Origin of the sequence: Adhaeretor mobilis, assembly GCF_007741515.1 — a bacterium.
GTDB classification, from domain to species: domain Bacteria; phylum Planctomycetota; class Planctomycetia; order Pirellulales; family Lacipirellulaceae; genus Adhaeretor; species Adhaeretor mobilis.
Window position 1 is genome coordinate 1,980,607 of record NZ_CP036263.1, and the last position, 17,589, is coordinate 1,998,195.

Annotated in this window: 13 protein-coding genes; 4 read left to right on the top strand and 9 right to left on the bottom strand. The window is 57.4% G+C overall.

Going from position 1 to position 17,589, the window contains the following annotated elements:
• Positions 1–125: 125 nt before the first annotated feature.
• Positions 126–2,825, bottom strand: a complete 2,700-nt coding sequence (locus HG15A2_RS07770; protein ID WP_246117905.1) for a sodium-translocating pyrophosphatase — start codon at positions 2,823–2,825, stop codon at positions 126–128.
• Between the two features lie 174 nt (positions 2,826–2,999).
• The gene (locus HG15A2_RS07775; RefSeq protein ID WP_145059433.1) at positions 3,000–4,001 is read right to left on the bottom strand and encodes a DNA polymerase III subunit; all 1,002 of its coding nucleotides are present in this window, start codon (positions 3,999–4,001) and stop codon (positions 3,000–3,002) included.
• Positions 4,002–4,228: 227 nt separating this feature from the next.
• Here HG15A2_RS07775 and HG15A2_RS07780 point away from each other — a divergent pair, with 227 nt between their 5' ends.
• Positions 4,229–5,578 carry a hypothetical protein gene (locus tag HG15A2_RS07780; protein ID WP_145059435.1) on the top strand — a complete coding sequence of 450 codons (1,350 nt, stop codon included), beginning with the start codon at positions 4,229–4,231 and terminating at the stop codon, positions 5,576–5,578.
• Positions 5,579–5,601: 23 nt separating this feature from the next.
• On the opposite strand, the gene HG15A2_RS07785 is transcribed toward HG15A2_RS07780, so the two are convergent.
• The 5 genes from HG15A2_RS07785 to HG15A2_RS07805 all read right to left on the bottom strand — a co-directional run bounded on the left by HG15A2_RS07785 (position 5,602) and on the right by HG15A2_RS07805 (position 12,091).
• Complete coding sequence (locus HG15A2_RS07785; RefSeq protein WP_145059437.1) at positions 5,602–6,012, bottom strand: ribosomal maturation YjgA family protein; 411 nt, start codon at positions 6,010–6,012, stop codon at positions 5,602–5,604.
• 17 nt (positions 6,013–6,029) lie between these two features.
• Positions 6,030–6,821, bottom strand: coding sequence for a phosphoribosylformylglycinamidine synthase I (gene purQ / locus HG15A2_RS07790; RefSeq protein WP_145059439.1), 792 nt, complete (start codon positions 6,819–6,821; stop codon positions 6,030–6,032).
• 47 nt (positions 6,822–6,868) lie between these two features.
• On the bottom strand, positions 6,869–9,826 hold the full coding sequence (purL, locus tag HG15A2_RS07795) for a phosphoribosylformylglycinamidine synthase subunit PurL (protein WP_145059441.1): 2,958 nt from the start codon (positions 9,824–9,826) through the stop codon (positions 6,869–6,871).
• A complete protein-coding gene (locus HG15A2_RS07800; RefSeq protein WP_145059443.1) occupies positions 9,810–10,655 on the bottom strand; it encodes a prephenate dehydrogenase in 846 nt (281 codons plus the stop codon). Before HG15A2_RS07800 ends, purL begins: the two co-directional genes overlap by 17 nt.
• Positions 10,656–11,080: 425 nt before the next feature.
• Entirely contained in the window at positions 11,081–12,091 is a 1,011-nt protein-coding gene (locus HG15A2_RS07805; RefSeq protein ID WP_145059445.1) for a dockerin type I domain-containing protein, read from the bottom strand.
• Positions 12,092–12,415: 324 nt separating this feature from the next.
• Here HG15A2_RS07805 and HG15A2_RS07810 point away from each other — a divergent pair, with 324 nt between their 5' ends.
• From HG15A2_RS07810 to hemG, 3 genes are all read left to right on the top strand, one after another.
• Positions 12,416–13,462 carry a DUF1573 domain-containing protein gene (locus tag HG15A2_RS07810; RefSeq protein WP_145059447.1) on the top strand — a complete coding sequence of 349 codons (1,047 nt, stop codon included), beginning with the start codon at positions 12,416–12,418 and terminating at the stop codon, positions 13,460–13,462.
• 166 nt (positions 13,463–13,628) lie between these two features.
• Positions 13,629–14,531, top strand: coding sequence for an outer membrane beta-barrel protein (locus tag HG15A2_RS07815; RefSeq protein ID WP_145059449.1), 903 nt, complete (start codon positions 13,629–13,631; stop codon positions 14,529–14,531).
• A 68-nt stretch (positions 14,532–14,599) separates the two neighbouring features.
• The gene (hemG, locus tag HG15A2_RS07820; RefSeq protein ID WP_218932399.1) at positions 14,600–16,057 is read left to right on the top strand and encodes a protoporphyrinogen oxidase; all 1,458 of its coding nucleotides are present in this window, start codon (positions 14,600–14,602) and stop codon (positions 16,055–16,057) included.
• 63 nt (positions 16,058–16,120) lie between these two features.
• On the opposite strand, the gene HG15A2_RS07825 is transcribed toward hemG, so the two are convergent.
• On the bottom strand, positions 16,121–16,309 hold the full coding sequence (locus tag HG15A2_RS07825) for a hypothetical protein (RefSeq protein WP_145059454.1): 189 nt from the start codon (positions 16,307–16,309) through the stop codon (positions 16,121–16,123).
• Between the two features lie 195 nt (positions 16,310–16,504).
• Positions 16,505–17,293, bottom strand: a complete 789-nt coding sequence (locus HG15A2_RS07830) for a hypothetical protein (RefSeq protein ID WP_145059456.1) — start codon at positions 17,291–17,293, stop codon at positions 16,505–16,507.
• Positions 17,294–17,589: the final 296 nt, after the last annotated feature.

The window sequence follows — 17,589 nt, forward strand, 5'->3', positions numbered from 1 at the left end:
CGCGGAGGTTCGCAAGATTGAAAACTTTGCCGGCGAGCAGGAAGCGTTAGCGACCAGAGTATCTAGGCCTTGCTCGCACGGTAGCTACCCGGGCGCTTACGCTTCCGGCTCGCTTGATATCCTCCTTAAAACAGCCCCCAGGCTTCTAGGCTGTGTCTTACTACTAGTCCTGCGATTACCACGCTGGTCATGCTCATTAGCTTGATGAGGATGTTCAGGCTCGGGCCGCTGGTGTCTTTGAAGGGGTCGCCCACGGTGTCGCCCACAACGGCTGCTTTGTGGGCTTCGGTGCCTTTGCCGCCTTGGGCTCCGGCTTCGATGTACTTTTTGGCGTTGTCCCAGGCACCGCCCGAGTTAGCCATGAAAATTGCTAGGCAGAATCCTGTGGTGAGTGTGCCCATGAGCAAGCCGAGCACGCCAGCCACGCCGAGGATGAGTCCCACCACCAGCGGCAGTAGCAATCCTAGCAAAGCGGGCATGACCATTTCCCGTTGGGCGGCCAGTGTACTGATCGCTACCGGGCGCTCGTAATCGGGCTTGGTAGTGCCTTCCATGATGCCGGCTATTTCGCGGAACTGGCGGCGGACTTCCTCGACCATACCCTGCGCTGCACGACCCACGGCTTTCATCGTCATGGCACAAAACGCGAAAGTGGCCATCGCACCCAGGAACACACCGACAAGAACCTTGGGGTTCATGAGCGTGGCGTCGTAATATTGCGTGAACTGTGGCAGTGTGGCTGCGGATACCGGTAGCAGTTTGCGCCCGGTGGCATTGAAGGCCAACTTGTCGTCGGGTAATTCAGTTAGTCCGTTGGTGACTTTGCCGACGGGAATCTCCGCATTCAACTCCAATTTTGGCCATGATTCGCGAAGCTTTGGTGCACGCAGTAGCTCTGGCATAATGAGGTAAGGAGTGGAACTATTGGGCTTACCTTCTTCCGTGGATTTGTCGACACGTACCACGAAGCGGTTCGTTACTTTGTAATAAGCGTGATCCTCTCCCTCGGCGACCACGGTTTGTTCTGCAAACGACTCGCCCCAACGCTCGAAGCCGACACGCACGCCTTCCACGTAGGCAGCTAACAGGGCGAGTGCTGTGAGCGCGGCCGAGCCAATCGCAAAGCCTTTGCCCGTGGCGGCTGTTGTGTTGCCGAGCGAATCGAGTGCATCGGTACGTTGACGCACGATCTCTGGCAGACCAGACATCTCCGCATTTCCGCCGGCGTTATCGGCGATTGGGCCGTAAGCATCAGTGGCGAGCGTGATCCCGAGCGTGCTCAGCATTCCCACTGCTGCAATTCCCACACCGTAGAGTCCCAGTGAGAAGTACGTGACGTCTTGGAAATTCCATCCGCTGGCGAAACCGAAGGACATCATGGTCGCTAAGCACACCAGCAGCACGGGCACCCAGACGCTAGACATGCCGTCGGCGATGCCGCCGATGATGACTGTGGCCGGGCCTGTTTCTGCCTGAGCGGCGAGTCGCTGCGTCGGGCCATATTCGTCGCTAGTCACGTATTCCGTCCACCAGCCGATCAGAACGCCGGCGATCAGGCCAACCACGACACTCACTCCTACGCCGGGGATGCCGAAGCCGATTTCCGTTTCTGCGGTAGATGGCATGAGCAGCCGTGCGGCGATGATAGCACCCACGATCACGAGCCCCGTAGAGAGGTTAATTCCCTTGGCCAGTGCGTGTAACAAACTCTTTTGCGAGGCTTCGTCGCCCGTGCGAACGAAGTAAATGCCAATGATCGAGCAGGCAATGCCGATGCCGGCTACCACCATCGGCAATAGGAGAGCGCGGAGCTGTGCTTCCACCTGGGTCATGCCCTCAGGCAAGATCGCAGTCGCGCTGAAGGCAGCGGCACCGAGCGCGGCGGCGGCGAGGATCGAACCAGCGTAGGATTCGTAAAGGTCGGCACCCATACCGGCCACATCACCCACATTGTCACCCACGTTGTCGGCGATGGTCGCCGGGTTGCGTGGATCGTCTTCGGGAATGCCGGCTTCCACTTTGCCGACAAGGTCCGCACCCACGTCGGCCGCCTTGGTGAAGATGCCGCCACCCACGCGGGCAAACAATGCCTGAGCGCTGGCACCCATGCCAAAGCAAATCATGGTGGCCGTGATGTTTACCAGACTCAGCGGCTCGTTGCCCATCGCAGGCCAGATCCAGTAAAGGAACGCAAACCACAGAGCGATATCCATGAGCCCGAGGCCTACGACGGTGAGCCCCATGACCGCACCGCTGCGAAATGCAACTTGTAGACCTTGATTGAGCGATTTCTCTGCCGCGGCGGCGGTGCGACTACTTGCGGCAGTGGCCGTTCGCATGCCGAACCAGCCAGCCAGGCCGGAGAAAAAGCCACCGGTCAAGAAAGCGAAAGGAACGAACGGGCTTTGCACTTTGAGTCCGAAGGCAGCAAAGCCGAGCAGGATGGCAATGATCACGAAGAAAATTGTGACCACTCGAAATTGCTGATCGAGATAGGCCCGTGCACCATCGCGCACGTAGCCAGCGATCTCGCGCATGCGCTCGTTGCCTTGGCTGGCCCGCTGCATTTGAGCGTAGAACAGTCGTGCCTGAATCAGCGCGGCGAGTGAGCCGATAAACGCGATCGACCAGCAGATGATGACTAACTTGTCGTAAGGTTCTGCACCGCTATTGCCAGCCTCAAGCGTGGCATCGGCTGCAGACTGCGCCATCGCACTGTTGGCAGCGAGCCAACCAGTAAGCGCCGCAATGGCAGTAAGCAATCCCTTTACGCTGCTAAACTTGAGAAACTGATGAAATGCTTCCCGCCTAAACGTTCCAATCATTACTTCGTCATTCCTTAAAGGCTTCGTCGATCGAGGCTTCGCTGGGTGATTCAAGTTAACCGAGAATGGCTCGAATTGCTCTTCTCGACAGCAACGCAAGCCGTGAGTTTACGCTAGAGCGGCAGGGTGGGGAACAGCGGAATTGCGCTGGATTTTCTTAGAAATCGACCGTCGCTACGTGGGCCGCTGTTGCAACTCGGCGAGGTCGTCCAGCCAACTCTCCAGTAGCGTGCTTTGGTTGGCATTGCGGCTCAGTTGCTCTTCAGCTTCCAAGCAACGATCTAGCGCCGCCAAGGTGACCCCAGGGTCGTAGCCAGAGTCCTGTCCGGGTGTGCGAAGCTGGTGCGAGAATTTGCCGATTGCGGAAGAGAGGAGAGTGCGAAACCGCTGTCGACGTGCTTCCGCATCCTTCCCAGCCGAGGTGATCACGTCCATGAGGTCGGATGAAAGTCGTGGCACGTCCATGTTGGGACTGGTGAGTTGGGTAGTGAGCCGCTGCTGGGCGTCTCGAAGCTGCTCGTCCGCAAATTCGCTAGCCTTACTAAGGCTTCCACCGGCAGCAGCTGCGAGTTGCTCAGCCGTGGTTGATTCGGTTGTCAAATCCTGTTCGATGAGCAGAGCTGCCAAATCAGCGTTGGGTAGCGGGTTGAACCGCACGATTTGCGAGCGTGAGAGAATCGTTGGTAGCTGGCGGCTACGGCTGGTGCCGATCAGGAAGATGACGGCTCCGCGTGGCGGCTCCTCAAGAGTTTTTAGCAGGCAATTGGCACTTTCGGGCGAAAACCAGTCGGCATCTTCGATGATAGCCACCCGTCGCCGACCCAGCAGGGGACGCATCGCGATATTGTGACACATACCTTCCTTATTGCGATGTTCTCGATCGCCCAGGAACAGGTCGATTGGCAACGTGCGTTTCCCCGGGGGCCGAGCCACGCGGTCGACATCCGGGTGATTGCCGGCAGCGAACATTTTGCATGATTCACATTGTCCGCAGGGCGAGAGGGCGACTTCGTCCGGGTTGGCGCACAGCAGCACTGCAGAAAGGGCTTCGGCGAAGGTTCGTTTCCCAATGCCATCGGGACCTACGAAGAGATAGGTCGACGCCAAGCGACCACACGCCAAACTCTGGCGGAATCGCTCGGCAATTCGGTCGTGCCCTCGAACTCCTTGCCACATGGTCGTAATTCCCAGGGAATTGTTGAGTGTTACGGGCCATAATAGCGAATCGAACTGTGAGAAGGGAGTGTGGCAGTGGAAACTGTCTAAGATGGTGCATCAATAGCCTGCGATCGTAACTCTGTCAGAGTTTGGCTCCAGCGGCGTGCGAAGGAGGTAAGGCGCGCCGGCTAAGCTGTAAGCGGCCCAGATCGCGGACAATTCCTGAATTTTCTATAACCAAACGCATGTCTTCGACTGGACCACCTCCGGAGTACACTTCCTTTGGCTGCACGCTGTGCGGCACGCGACTTAGCTTTCGAGTGAAGTATGTGGGTAAAAAGACCAAATGCCCAGACTGCGGCAGAGTAAACGTCATTCCTCCACCGGAAGTGAAGCGGGCAGTGCCCAAGCCGCTTGCTATGGAGGGTGAGCAGTTCGAGCTGTGGGGCGTGGACGAAGCACCCTTGCCAGCGGAGCAAATTGCCAAGCAGCCGACGTTAATTCCCGTGAGCTGCCGGCTGTGCTACACGCTGATGTACGCTCGCGAAGCGCATTTGGGCAAGCAGGCGAAATGCCCAGACTGTGGAACCAAGACGCTGATCAAGAGACCGGCGGCTGAGCCAACAAGCGGACCGGTGGGCGTGCCCGATGGGCAAGAGTACCAGCTCGACCCGACCTCTGCCCCCACGCCGCGGCCTGTGCCCAAGCCAGTTGCGGTGCGTCAGGCGGAGATTCGTGAGGCGGAGCGGAGGGCCTACGAGGAAAAAGAAGGAGGAACTAGTGACAGTGATGCGCCCAGGAAAAAGAAGCGGAAGAAGAAACGGGCCGCATTGCGAGAACAGCCGGTGAAATTTCCGCTGGTGCAGCGTGTGCCGGCCATGTTGCTTACCGCTCCGATCCTGATTCGGTGGTTCGTGCTGTCGGTTTTTCTAGTCGTCGTGAGCAGTTTCGGAAGTTTTGGGGCGGGCGATGCCGCCAGCAAGTTTCATGCGGTTGCGATGGTCTGCTTTTTCGTCATCAGTTGTATCTTAGGGATCTTGTGGCTTGCGGCGGCATCGGCGGTGTGGCTAGCGATTCTCACGGAAAGCGCTGACGGTCACGATGAGTTACACAACCCACCTAGCACGGATTTCGTGGAATGGATTGGCGAGGCAATGTATTTTCTCATTTCGGCTGTGGCCAGCGCCGTACCGGCTGCACTCATCGGAAAAGCGATGACCCAACTCGCTGAGTCGCTATCTCCTTCGGTCGCGGACCTCGGTCCAGTGCTAGCAGGCACGGGTTGGCTATTGGCATTCCCGGTAGCAATTCTCTCATCGCTAGAACAAGGTTCCCCGATGGCCGTATTCTCACCTAAGATCGGCAAAAGCTTGCTGACCTGTCTGCCCACGTGGCTGCTCTACTACGCGGAAACCATGCTGCTGATCGGTGCTGCAGCGGCAGGTAGTGTTTGGCTGATCGGCAGGCATCCTCTGCTGGGAATGGCCGCTGCACCGGTGCTGTTTGCTGCCACGCTCCTTTATTTCCGCCTGCTGGGGCGATTGGCTTGGCAGTTGAGCGAGTTGACTTCGATTGAAATCGAGGGTGCTGAGTAGGCCATGCAAGAATCACTGTTTATTCAATGCTTGGTCAGAGGGCGCACCCCCTGCGTCGTAATCCAATGATCCACGATGGCCCCGAAGACGACGCCCACCGTGTAACACGCCAGGTCACTCCAGAGAAATCCAAATCCGAGAACTAGTCCTCCCAAGCGAGTCGCACGGAGAGAGTCGATCCACGGAGCGTGGTAGAGCTGACTCGCTTCAATGAGAAACGCAAAGCTCAAGGCGACTGCCGCTCGCAGAGCAATCTGCCGACAGGGCCAGAGGCAACTCACCAAAAAGAATACCATCAGGGCCCACAGCGAGTCTCCGGCATAGTCGGCAAGAAGAGTCGGAAGTGAGCTTCCAAAGTGACGCGAAGCCAAGCCGAGAGTAACTACGATTAAGGTTGCAATCAAATAGGCGAGTCTTCTCTTCCACGTGGGCATTCCAGAGTCCCTGCAACTCAATCAAAATAGCGCACTGCGTTCTTGAAAATTGCCAGTCCTGCGCCCTCGTCTCCATCCTTGGATTCCGGTAGGCGAGTCCACTGCGGGTGTTGCGTACGATCAACGAATCGCTCGGGGTGTGGCATTAGCCCAAATACTCGACCGGATGTATCCGTCATCCCCGCTACGTCTCCAGCTGCGCCGTTTGGATTGTAATCGCCGCTTGCGCTGTTCATTTCTCCTGGGTTGCCCTCATTCGGTACATAGCGCAGAACCAACTGCCCGGAGTTCGCCAGTTTTTCCAGTGTTGACGAATCCTTCGTTGCGAAACGTCCCTCGGCATGAGCGATGGGCAGATACATACGCTCGATGCCACTAAGGAAAACACAACGCGATGAGTCTGCTTCGAGATGCACCCAACGATCGATGAAACGCCCTGATGCGTTCCAGTCGAGTGTGGATGTGGGGCCCTCAGGGCCGTCGTTGTCAAGCAGGCCGCTCTTGATCAGTACCTGAAAACCGTTGCAAATGCCAAGGATCAGCTTGCCCGCTTCGCGAAACTCAGCGAGCGCGTCAGCTAGATGGTGACGCAACTGGTTAGCGAATATTCGCCCCGCGGCCACGTCGTCGCCGTAGCTAAAGCCTCCGGGCAGGCAGAGGATTTCATGATCCGCAATGCGGGTCGGCGATTCAAGCCAGCGATTCAAGTGAACCACACTCGGGGAACTGCCGGCCATTTGGAAGGCGTGGGCCGTCTCAGCATCGCAGTTGGTGCCAGGAGCTCGGAGAACTAGAACGCGGGGAGACATGTCGCTTAGGAGTAAGGATGAGGGAGGAATGTGGACGTGTTAAGTGCTTACCAGTCGAGCGGTGCTTGCCATGCGGCTTTCAATTCACTCAGCGAGCAATCGACTTGTCGCTTAGCAGATTCAGAAATCGTCAACCGATCTGTTTCGTTGACCGCGCCAACTTGAGCGTGAGCAACTTCAGACATCGCGGCCTCGAAGGCCTGTTGTTTCTCTGGCGGCACTTCGCACAGGAAGCGGCTGTTGGACTCGCTGAAGAGCCTTGTCGTTGCACAGATCGAATCGCCCTCGGCGGGCACTGCAGCGAGCGAAATCTCTGCACCAAGGCCACCAGCAAAGGCCATTTCGGCGGCTGCTACAGCCAAGCCGCCTTCGCTCAAGTCGTGACACGCGGCTAGGCAGCCTTGATTGATCGCGTTGTGGATGGCGTGAAAGGTTTGCAGTGCACTCTGCGTGTTTACCTGTGGCGGGCGGCCGCCTTGGAGATCGTTCACCAAGGAAAAGTGCGAGCCGCCAAGTTCGTCATCGGTGTTGCCCACAAGATACAACAGATTGCCGGACTGCTTGAGGTCCATCGTGACAGCGCTCGCCACGTCGGCGATTTGCCCCATGGCGCTGATCAAAAGCGTGGGCGGGATTGCGATGGTTTCTTTCTTGCCGTCTGGGCCCGCATAGCTGAACTCGTTGTTCAGGCTGTCTTTGCCGCTAATGAAAGGTGTTCCGAATGCGATCGACAGGTCGTGGCATGCCAGGGCGGCACGTACGAGCGAGCCGAGCGTTTCGTTGCGTTCGCAATCGCCCCAGCAGAAGTTGTCGAGAATCGCGATACGCGTTGGGTCGGCACCCACGGCCACGCAGTTGCGAATCGCTTCGTCGATGGCACTGGCGGCCATATGGTAGGGGTCGTAATCACCGTAGCACGGGTTCATGCCGTTGCTAATCACCACGCCACGCCGCGAAGTGAGCACGGGACGAACGATGGCCGCATCACTCGGGCCGTCGCTGGCGACTCCGACCAGCGGTTTCACGACGCTGCCACCTTGGACTTCGTGATCGTACTGGCGGATGATCCATTCCTTGCTGGCCACGTTTAGCGAGCCGAGGATGTTCAGCAAGTCGTCGTTGTGATTGTCCCGTTCGGGTAGTGAAATAGGTTTCGTGGCGAGAGGTTTGTAGTTTGCTTCACGAATCACCGGCGGACGACCGTTGTGGAGGAAGTCCATCGACAGATCGGCAACCGTTTCGCCGGCGTACTTTAATACGAGGCGTCCGGTCGGTTCGAACTTGCCGAGGATCGTGGCTTCCACGTCTTCGCTCTCGCAAAGACTACAAACCGCCTCCCACTTTTCTTCTGGTACGCTTAGGACCATACGCTCTTGGGCTTCGGAAATCCAAATTTCCGTGTAGGTGAGCCCGGCATACTTGGTAGGCGCCCGCTCCAGCCAAACTTCCGCGCCAAGTTCCTCGCCCATCTCGCCCACGGCACTGCTGAAGCCACCAGCACCGCAGTCGGTAATGGACGTGAACAGGTTTTGGTCGCGGGCGGCGAGCAGCACATCGAGAACTTTTTTCTCTTCGATTGCATTGCCAATTTGCACGGCACCACCGGATAGGCTCTCGCTCTCGCTGGTGAGTTCGGCACTGGAGAAAGTTGCCCCGTGGATGCCATCGCGACCAGTGCGACCGCCAACGGCGACAATGAAGTCGCCCGGCTGCGGCTCTTTGAACGACTTGTCTTTGGGAATGAGTCCCACGTTACCGCAGTACACCAGCGGATTGCCGAGGTAGCGGGAATCGAAGAATACGGAGCCGTTCACCGTGGGGATGCCCATGCGATTGCCGTAGTCACGCACGCCTTCCACGACGCCGCGCATCACGAGTTTTGGATGCAGCACGCCTGGCGGTAACGATTCAGGCGGGGTATCGGGCGGTGCGAAGCAAAACACATCCGTATTGCAAATCGGCTTGGCCCCGAGGCCCGTACCTATCGTGTCACGGATAACCCCGCCCATGCCCGTGTTGGCACCGCCGTACGGCTCGAGCGCCGAAGGGTGATTGTGCGTCTCCACTTTAAAGGCCAGATTGAACTGGTCGTCGAAACGCACGATGCCGGCGTTGTCTTTGAACACGCTCACGCACCAATCGTCCTGGGTCTCATCCTTGGCCCACTGGCGGCGCAGATGTTGGGTTGCCTCGAAAATGGTCTCTTTGAGCATGTTGTCAAACTGCCGCTCGCCGTTTTCATCTTTATAGGCAATTCGCCCGGCAAGCGTTTTGTGACTGCAGTGCTCGCTCCAGGTTTGGGCAATGGTTTCTAGCTCGATGTCCGTCGGATCACGCTGCATGTCCGTGTACAGTTGCCGAATGGTTTGCATTTCGGCAAGTTGCAAGTAGAGCTGCCCCTCGCGACTCAATCGCATGAGGCCTTCATCATCTAGCTCGCGGATCGGCGTGGTTCGGATCTCAAATTTGTAGTCCCCCCCCAATTGCAACCGATCAAACGGGAGCGGGCCGACGACCACTTGCTCGATGGCATCGTTGGCGAGCAATCGCGTGGCGAGCTGCTGGGCTTTCTCCTCGCTCAGTTTGGAACTGTCCTCACCAGCGATCCAGTATTTGCGGAGCGTACGCACGGCGTCGATCTCCAGGCCAAAATCGCGGGCCGCGGCTTCGGCGCTTTGAGCAACGGGGTCCATCACGCCCGGCTTAAGCAGCACGTGGACCAATTGAGCGTTTTCGCTTGCTTCCAGCCGTTGCGGAGTGGCGTGCAGCGACGCGTCGCCAATGGGCGCGACAATAGCCGTCTCAACAACCGGGTCGCTGAATAGTTCGCCGGCAAGTTTCTCAGCAGACTCCGCATTGAGTGCTTCGCCCTGCACGAGATAGCTACGGGCCGAGGCCGCTTGTAGCGGCTCGTCCCAGTGCAAATCGGCAGCGTCCGCAACAAGCTGTGCCGCAGCTCGATCGTCTTCCGCGTGGCGGGGGTGGAGGTCAATCTCCCAGAGCATTTCGAATCCGTTGTGCGTTTTGCAGGTGTTTTTCGAGAGTTGACCAATCCTGCTGTTCGCAAGCCTGGCGCAACAAACCCAAGTTATCCTCGTAACGAGTGAGCGCGTCGAGGAGCGCTTCGCGATTGGTGGCAAAAATTTGTCGCCAGAGAGCCGGATCGCTGGCGGCAATCCGTGTCGTGTCCGACCAGCCTGTGGCGGCTAGCGGCAGGAATTCTTCCGGGGTAGCACCTGAGAGGGCAAAAGCCGCCAGATGAGGTAAGTGACTCGTGGCGGCGAGAGCCTGGTCGTGCTCGGCGGGCGTCATTTGTTTGACAATTGCACCAAGAAGCCTCCAGAAATCGGAAATCTTTGCCGCAATCTCCGGCGGAGTTGAGGCGAAAGGAGTGACCACGACGGTTCGAGCTAAGAGCAAATCACCATCAGCATGTTCGGGCCCGCTACGATGTCCCCCGGCCAGTGGATGACTACCCACAAAGCGGCTGGCCAACTCCGGGTCTGCTGAAAGGATGGACTCGCAAATAGAGGCCTTTGTGCTGCCAGCGTCGGTGAGTAGCGATTCAGGAGCCGCCTTTGCCGCGGCGAGTGCTAGTGGTGCAATTTGATCTACCGGTGTAGCAACGACGATCAATTCAGAGCCGGCGACACCTTCTTTCAGATTGAGGGTCGCACGATCCACGGCCCCGATTTCGAGAGCCGCGTCGAGGCTCGATTGTCGTCGGCCGATGCCGACGACTTCGCTCGCCAGCTTACGTTGACGTATGGCTTTTCCAATGGAGCCCCCCAGCAGCCCGACTCCGATGATCGCAATTCTCTGGTAACGTGGCATGGGGCAGGGCAGGGTGTGAAAATTGGTAAGACCGTGGAGTCTACCAAATTCACCCCACCTGCGGCATGGGGCGCGTTCGAGTCGAATTTCGGGTGTCCATTCTGAGGCGGTAGGTCCAGATTCTCGAAGCCGGATTCGACAACGTCCCCTCTGGACTTTGCGGCTGCGGGGGTGGTGAAGAGGAGGAGGAAGAGGAAGGAGAGGAGGAGAGCCTTGCCGGCGGTGATTGGTCTGCCAACACCACCCGAGAGCTATCCGACAACAACAAGGGCGTTGACCACCCGGCTGACATAGATGGCGATGGCGACTTCGATCGCGCCGACCTGGACCTGTGGGGCGAGGAGCTCAAGTCGCTGGAGTAGCCGGCTACAGAGTGGCTGCGAAGTCAGGTTCCAGGGTAGGCCGCTATCAAATAGGGGCAATCCTCAGGTGCGCCGTTTGCCGACCAGTGGCCGTCTCATTCCAGAGAGAATCAATGCAGCGAAAACTAAGGCGGCTGAACTAGGCTCAGGCACCGCACCCACGAAGCCAAACCCGGGGGCCAACGACCAGTTACGCTCCCGCTGAAAAGCGAGCAAGTCCGCGCCGTTGACGGTGCCATCGCCTGTGATGTCCCCGGTGCTTCCCAGAGTGCCAAACTCCTGCGACCAGAGAGCCAGGTCGAGTCCATTTACACCCCCGTCGAGGTTTACGTCTGCCGGTGAATCCTCGGGCGGCGTACCCCATCCGAAGGCGAGCGTGCGGAAGCGAACTTGGCTGGGCCCGGCGGGACCCTCGTCGCCAAACTTGAATACGTTGGCGTGGTTGCCGATGTTTGGTGCCCAATCGGCAATAAACGCACCATCAAAGTAGAGTTGTCCATCGCCACCACCGGGAGCAGCACGAATTTCCAGCGTGTGATATTCCGTCCCGCTACCGTCGGTCGTGAGCGGGACGAATTGCTCCGTTTCTCCGAATAGCCGAGCCTGTAGATTATTGGAACTATCCAAATCGACGTAGGCGAAGTAGGCACGGTTGTTGAAATAGACGCTCATGCCGGTTGTGGGATCTGCGGTATCGCCGGGCAAACGAAAATGACTGCGGAACCACCAGCCCTGGCTCGTCGCGTTATTCAGGAAGTCTGAATAAAGATAAGCGTAGTACTCTGAGTCAAATAGCCCAGGGCCGCCTGTTACGTCCACTTCCCAACCGGCGTAGCCGGGACCCGCGTCATCGGGCACGGCACCGACCGACACCTGACTCCCAAAATTTGTGGAGTGAAAAAAGTTGCCGTAGAGCTGCGGATCGAAAGCCGCATTCCGGTCGCCCACCGCATAGTAGCCAGCAACCTCAGCACGGCAGGACGAAGTGTCCAGCGCCGCTAGCACTAGGCTGCACCTTGCAAAGAAAAGTATCAGCTGCGGCGCGTCCGCTAAAAATGGTGAGTATCGCCTCATGTTCGAGCTTTCTCTGAGTCCTGGAGAGCGGTTGCATAGAACGCCTTATCGTTACTATGCAAATTGCTGTTCCCATGATCCGCGAAAACTGGGAAAAATCACTTGAAAATCGTCCAAAGCTATGCCCTTTGCGGTGTGCCGCGGTACAATTCCGAAAAGAAAGGCATTTTGCCGTCGGTGTTTCACTAGGGAGCACCGCTGCCCGAGCACGATACTTGGAGCAGTACGACATTGAGGACCGCGTTGGCAAGACGAATTGCGAGGCGGCGACGGCCAATTCTCGCGAATTGGCCCAGCGGGGTGCATTGCCCCAAGGAAAATAAGATGCTTCAAGTAAAAACTATCGGTCTGACGCTGCTGCTTACAACGCTTTCTGTACCCGCTTTCGCCCAGCAGTGGGCGGAGCAAATGTTCGAGAAGCGCGAGCATAATTTCGGCACCGTCGCTGCCGGATCGGACACGGTCTACAAGTTTAAGCTTACCAACAAGTACAAGCAAACAATGAATATTGTGGGCGTTCGCACCAGCTGCGGCTGCACCACGCCGACTATCGAGAACGGTACCTTCAAGACACACGAGTCCGCTTACATAGTATGTCGATTCAACACGCACTCGCACTCAGGGCAAAAGGGTGCCACGGTAACGGTTACTTTCGGTGCCCCTTATCCTGCAGAGGTGCAGGTTCGCGTCCATGGCAACATACGTAGCGACGTGGTGTTTTCGCCCGGTGCTATCGAGTTCGGAGAGGTGGCGGAGGGGTCAACCCGCGAGCAAGTGATCAACGTGACCTACGCAGGCCGTGAAACATGGGAAATCTTAGATGTAACCAACGATAACGAGCATTTCGAGGTGGAGCTCAAGGAAAAAGCTCGTGGCAATGGGCGCGTCTCCTACGCTCTGCTCGTGCGTCTCAAGGACGACCTGCCAGTTGGGTATCTCAAGGACCAGCTCACGATCTTAACAAACGACGTCGGGGCAGACGCCCAGCGCATTCCGCTTTTCATCGGCGGCAGGATTCGGCCCGAGTTTTCCATTACCCCAGAGAACATCGTGCTCGGCACAGTCGCCCCTGGACAGGATGTGGTCAAACGCATCGTAGTCCGCGGTAGCGAGCCATTTAAGATCACCGAGGTTAAGTGCGAAGACAACCATTTCGACTTCAAAGTCGATCCTGCAAGCAAGCGGGTTCACCTCGTGGAAGTGCGATTCAAAGCGGGTGAGCAGGCTGGCAAAATGCGAGCCCCGATCCGCATCTTGACCGATCGTGGCAAGAATCGTGGCGCAACTTGCGTAGTTTCCGCCATCGTCGTCCCTGATTTGCAGCCGGCATCTACGTTCAGCAAGCAAACCGCTGCTAGCACTCCTCGCTAGTCTCCTACCCACTACTGGGTGCCATTTGGTTGGGCGTACGTAGCTAGTCCGCTAGCGGTACGCACGTAGGCTCCGATTGACGTGCCGCACTCTCGCTGGCATACTCCGCCACCGCATCCGGTTCGTGGTGCGTCTCGTTCTGCGCTAAATTCTTGAAGTCGAGCCCATGGGACAACTTTTGCTCCGTAGATTCTGCCTGATGCTGCTCTCGTTGGCAGTATGGTTGGAATGTTGCCCGTGCGTTGCCCAGCAGGCACCGTTGCCTTCGCTAGTATCTGGGCCCGAGATAGTACCCTACGAAGAGAGTGGCTACGAAGAGCCGGGCTCCAATGAGCAGGACGTTGAATGCGTCGGCTGCGACTCGTTTGGCGATGACTTTGGCTACGACGAAGAAATGGCCATGCACTGGGACGAACCGCTATGGCGACCATTTGATGTACTGCGCGACTTGGGATTCCGGCATTCCTCCACGCATGGCCGGCATATTGGCCGAGGTGTGCCGTTGGAGCGTTCGAGTTGGCTCAATCGTCCGTACCACGTTGATTACTTCATCGGACCACTGCTGAGCGACGATCTCGTAGCAGGTAGCGTGGGGCAATCGGACGGCGTGTTTAGCGGCTTTCGCATTGGCTGGGACTTCGACTACTACTGGGGTATCCAGGGGCGATTGGGTTGGTCAGATCCAGAGATTCAAACTCCCGACACGACAGCCAATCCACGCAGCGGAAACTATTTTGTTGGAGACGTAGACCTGCTGTACTACCCGTGGGGCGATACCAAGGTGCGTCCCTACATGCTGTTGGGCGTAGGCATGGCCGAGGTGGGATCGATCAACAACGACGGCACGGGCAATGAAGTGACCCTGCTTGGCATGCCGTTCGGCGCAGGAATCGAATTCCCTCAAACACCGTGGCTCGCCTGGCGACTGGAAGTGCTGGATAACCTTGCGTTTGGTGACAATGGAGTGTCCACCATGCACAACATATCACTTACTGCGAGTATGGAACTACGTTTGGGTGCCCGCCCCAGGTCGTACTGGCCCTGGCGATCTAGTCGCAACGTCTGGTAGAACAGAAGGTGCTATGGCTTGTTGCGCCACGGCCATTCTTTGTCTTTAGTTCTCCGCGATTTTCCGCCGTGTCTCCCCATCCCCCCCAAGATCAGTTTCAGAGTGGTAGGCCATTGCGAATTGCCGTCGTCGGGGGCGGTATCAGCGGACTGGTGGCTGCGCTTGAGGTGCAGCAGCAGTTGCCTGAGGCAGAGCTGCACTTATACGAGGCATCTCCCCGGCTGGGCGGTGCCTTGAACACGTTGCACGCGGGTGATTTCCTCATCGAGCAAGGCGCGGATAGCTTCATCACAAAAACGCCCGCCGCTTTGGACCTGTGCCGCGAGCTGGGCCTGGAAGATCGCCTGATTCCGACCAACGAGCAGCATCGTCGAGCACTGATCGTCCACCGAGGCCAGCTCGTGCCGGTTCCCGCGGGGTTTGTCCTCATGCGGGCCAACAATCTTGAGTCGATCAAGCAGACGCCGATTCTTAGCGACCAGGGGAGGCAGCGACTGCTGGAGGAAGAACTTGTCCCGCGCCACCCCGACGCAGACGATCCAGACCACGACGAGAGCGTGGCCAGCTTCGCGAGACGTCGACTAGGGCAAGAAGCCTACGAACGGCTCGTTCAACCATTGATGGCCGGTATTTACGTCGCCGATGCCCAGAAGCTGAGCCTGCGTGCCACGATGCCAGATTTCCTGGAAGCTGAACGCGTTCATGGCAGTTTGGCCGCGTCCGTCAAAGTAGAGGCGGCTGCCAACTCGGATGAAAAGCAAGCGAGCGGTGCTCGCTACCGTGCCTTCCTCACGCTACCAGGGGGCATGAGCGAATTGATTGATGCGTTGCAAGCAGCGCTGCCCGCTGATGGAATTCACCTCGGAAGCGGAGTCATAGGAATTGAGCAATCTGACCAGGGGCGGTGGAAGCTGATTGTTGATAGAGCAGAAGACACGGCGAACTTCGATGGCATAGTCCTAACTACTCCAGCTCAGGTGTCTGCCGAACTGCTACGTCCGACGGACGCGAAACTTGGCGAGTCGCTTGCTGAGATTGAGTCTGCCAGCAGTGTTGTAATTAGTTGCGCGTACCCGTTGGAGCGAATCAAGCGCGAACTAGACGGGTTTGGGTTTGTCGTTCCGCAGATCGAAGGTCGTCAAATACTCGCCGGCAGTTTCTCCAGCGTGAAGTTTCCAGGACGAGCGCCCGAGGATGCTGCCCTCATTCGTGTGTTCCTAGGTGGTGCGTTGCAGAGCGAACTTGTTGAGTTAGACGATGCGAAGCTCACCAAGATTGTGCAAGACGAACTCGCCGAGCTGCTCGGTGTTGAGGGAGAGCCTCTATACGTAGATCTGGCCCGCTGGAACGCAGCCATGCCGCAATATCATGTGGGGCACCTGGATCGGGTCGCCAGAATCGAAGAACTCACGGACCAGCACGCGGGACTCGCTTTGGCGGGCAACGCCTATCGCGGTGTGGGCATTCCGCATTGCATTGAAAGTGGAAGATCAGCCGCGAGAAGAGTTGTCGCCTCACTAGTATGAATCACGGGCAACATCAATTAGCCATGGTGCCAAGCACCGCTGATCTTCATCCCGTCAATCAACTCACTGCTGGTCAACACATCGCTCGCCGACGCCCCTTGCCGCATCGCTAAAAGTGGGAATCGGGCAAGTGTAGCATTCCTCGGGAGTGGCCTCGTCGCCACTGAGATAGCGATTGCCGAGCGTCACATCGACCGCTATTCCTAGCAGCAGAACCAAGGCAAACAGTAAGTAAAGACGACGGTGCTTCATATCGCCCCATTATAGGCTGAGCGTGCTGGTGAAGCAATTCTTGCCCGGAGCGTCATAGGAGAGCTACGATCTCAAAATCATGTCATTCAGAAAGGAGTCGAACGACTGAGGCAAAATATTCGATACTGGCTGTTCAAACTCTAGTTCCTACTGCCAATTTCAAAAACTTGGCTCGGGCGAGATGACATGACGCGACTACTCAGCCGTTTCCAGCCAATGGTTCACGTAGCCCTTGAGAGCCGCTTGACGGTCTTTCAGCAGGCGGCCTTCCATGCGGTGCTGTGTCGCGGAGCTCTGCCAGCTTTGGGCAGATGGACCAGACAGTTTAGCCTGGGCCGTATCGGTAAGCAGGTCCATGGCTCGGCTGTAGAGCCTCACACCATCTAGGTTCCACTGCTTCAGGCGAGCGGAATAGGAAACGACGCGGGAGTTTACTCCATGGGTGTCTAGCGGCTCGAGGCTTTCAAGAGCTGCGACGTGGAGCTGCTTTTTTTGAGCGAGCAGGTCGTAGAGTTGCATATTAGCGATTTGGTTCGCCGCTTGAGCCTCAGCCACCTCAGCTTGCTCCAAGGCATTGAGCAGAACTTTCCAGTATTGGCCAGTGAGTTCTTTCTGCACTTCGATGGGAAGTTCAGGGGGCATGTGATCATTGACAGCATTATTAATGGCTTCCTGCCAAGTGGGCGTCGCGGCCCCCTCTGTGGCTTCAACCGAATCGCTTCCACCTGAAAGTACGAGTCCTTTCTCATCGGTAGCTGAATCGCTTGCAGTATCGCCGCTGAAGGATTGATCTACTTCGCCAGCAGGCGTTTCGATGAGCTTGGATTGCTCGAGCACGCTGGTGGCGATGCCCTGCACATCGATGCCTAAGTACATGGAACCCAGCACCACACCGCCGGTCAGCGCGAATAGGCAACCAGTGAATTCAAAAAAGGAAAGACCGTTACGTGTAGCTGCAATACGCTGTGCGAGAGGAAAATGCATCGGGATGCCTGCAAGTTATGTGGGATCGCTACTAGTAGCTTGATGTTGCTCAAGATAAGGCATGCAGCAGTAGAGATTGCAGGCCTTGAGCAAACATAGCTCTCAGGCAAATTGGGGCAGGAGAAAAGATCGTTTTCTCGGTCTTGCGGTACTTTCGTGCGAGCGCAGCGATGTGTGCGGATTGCTTTGTAGCGACTAAAACGATTGCGCAGCGAAGCGATTGCGAAGTAGATGATCGCGCAGAGAAAGGAGTGCACCCAGAGAGATGCCCAATAGCCGCGACCTAACAGGTTGCC

What these genes read in the sequence shown, in the direction of transcription:
- HG15A2_RS07770 (WP_246117905.1), bottom strand. Translation starts at nt 2,825, where the DNA reads ATGATTGGAACGTTTAGGCGGGAAGCATTTCATCAGTTTCTCAAGTTT.
- HG15A2_RS07800 (WP_145059443.1), bottom strand. Translation starts at nt 10,655, where the DNA reads ATGCCACGTTACCAGAGAATTGCGATCATCGGAGTCGGGCTGCTGGGG.
- HG15A2_RS07775 (WP_145059433.1), bottom strand. Translation starts at nt 4,001, where the DNA reads ATGTGGCAAGGAGTTCGAGGGCACGACCGAATTGCCGAGCGATTCCGC.
- HG15A2_RS07810 (WP_145059447.1), top strand. Translation starts at nt 12,416, where the DNA reads ATGCTTCAAGTAAAAACTATCGGTCTGACGCTGCTGCTTACAACGCTT.
- purL (WP_145059441.1), bottom strand. Translation starts at nt 9,826, where the DNA reads ATGCTCTGGGAGATTGACCTCCACCCCCGCCACGCGGAAGACGATCGA.
- HG15A2_RS07780 (WP_145059435.1), top strand. Translation starts at nt 4,229, where the DNA reads ATGTCTTCGACTGGACCACCTCCGGAGTACACTTCCTTTGGCTGCACG.
- HG15A2_RS07785 (WP_145059437.1), bottom strand. Translation starts at nt 6,012, where the DNA reads ATGCCCACGTGGAAGAGAAGACTCGCCTATTTGATTGCAACCTTAATC.
- purQ (WP_145059439.1), bottom strand. Translation starts at nt 6,821, where the DNA reads ATGTCTCCCCGCGTTCTAGTTCTCCGAGCTCCTGGCACCAACTGCGAT.
- HG15A2_RS07830 (WP_145059456.1), bottom strand. Translation starts at nt 17,293, where the DNA reads ATGCATTTTCCTCTCGCACAGCGTATTGCAGCTACACGTAACGGTCTT.
- HG15A2_RS07815 (WP_145059449.1), top strand. Translation starts at nt 13,629, where the DNA reads ATGGGACAACTTTTGCTCCGTAGATTCTGCCTGATGCTGCTCTCGTTG.
- HG15A2_RS07825 (WP_145059454.1), bottom strand. Translation starts at nt 16,309, where the DNA reads ATGAAGCACCGTCGTCTTTACTTACTGTTTGCCTTGGTTCTGCTGCTA.
- HG15A2_RS07805 (WP_145059445.1), bottom strand. Translation starts at nt 12,091, where the DNA reads ATGAGGCGATACTCACCATTTTTAGCGGACGCGCCGCAGCTGATACTT.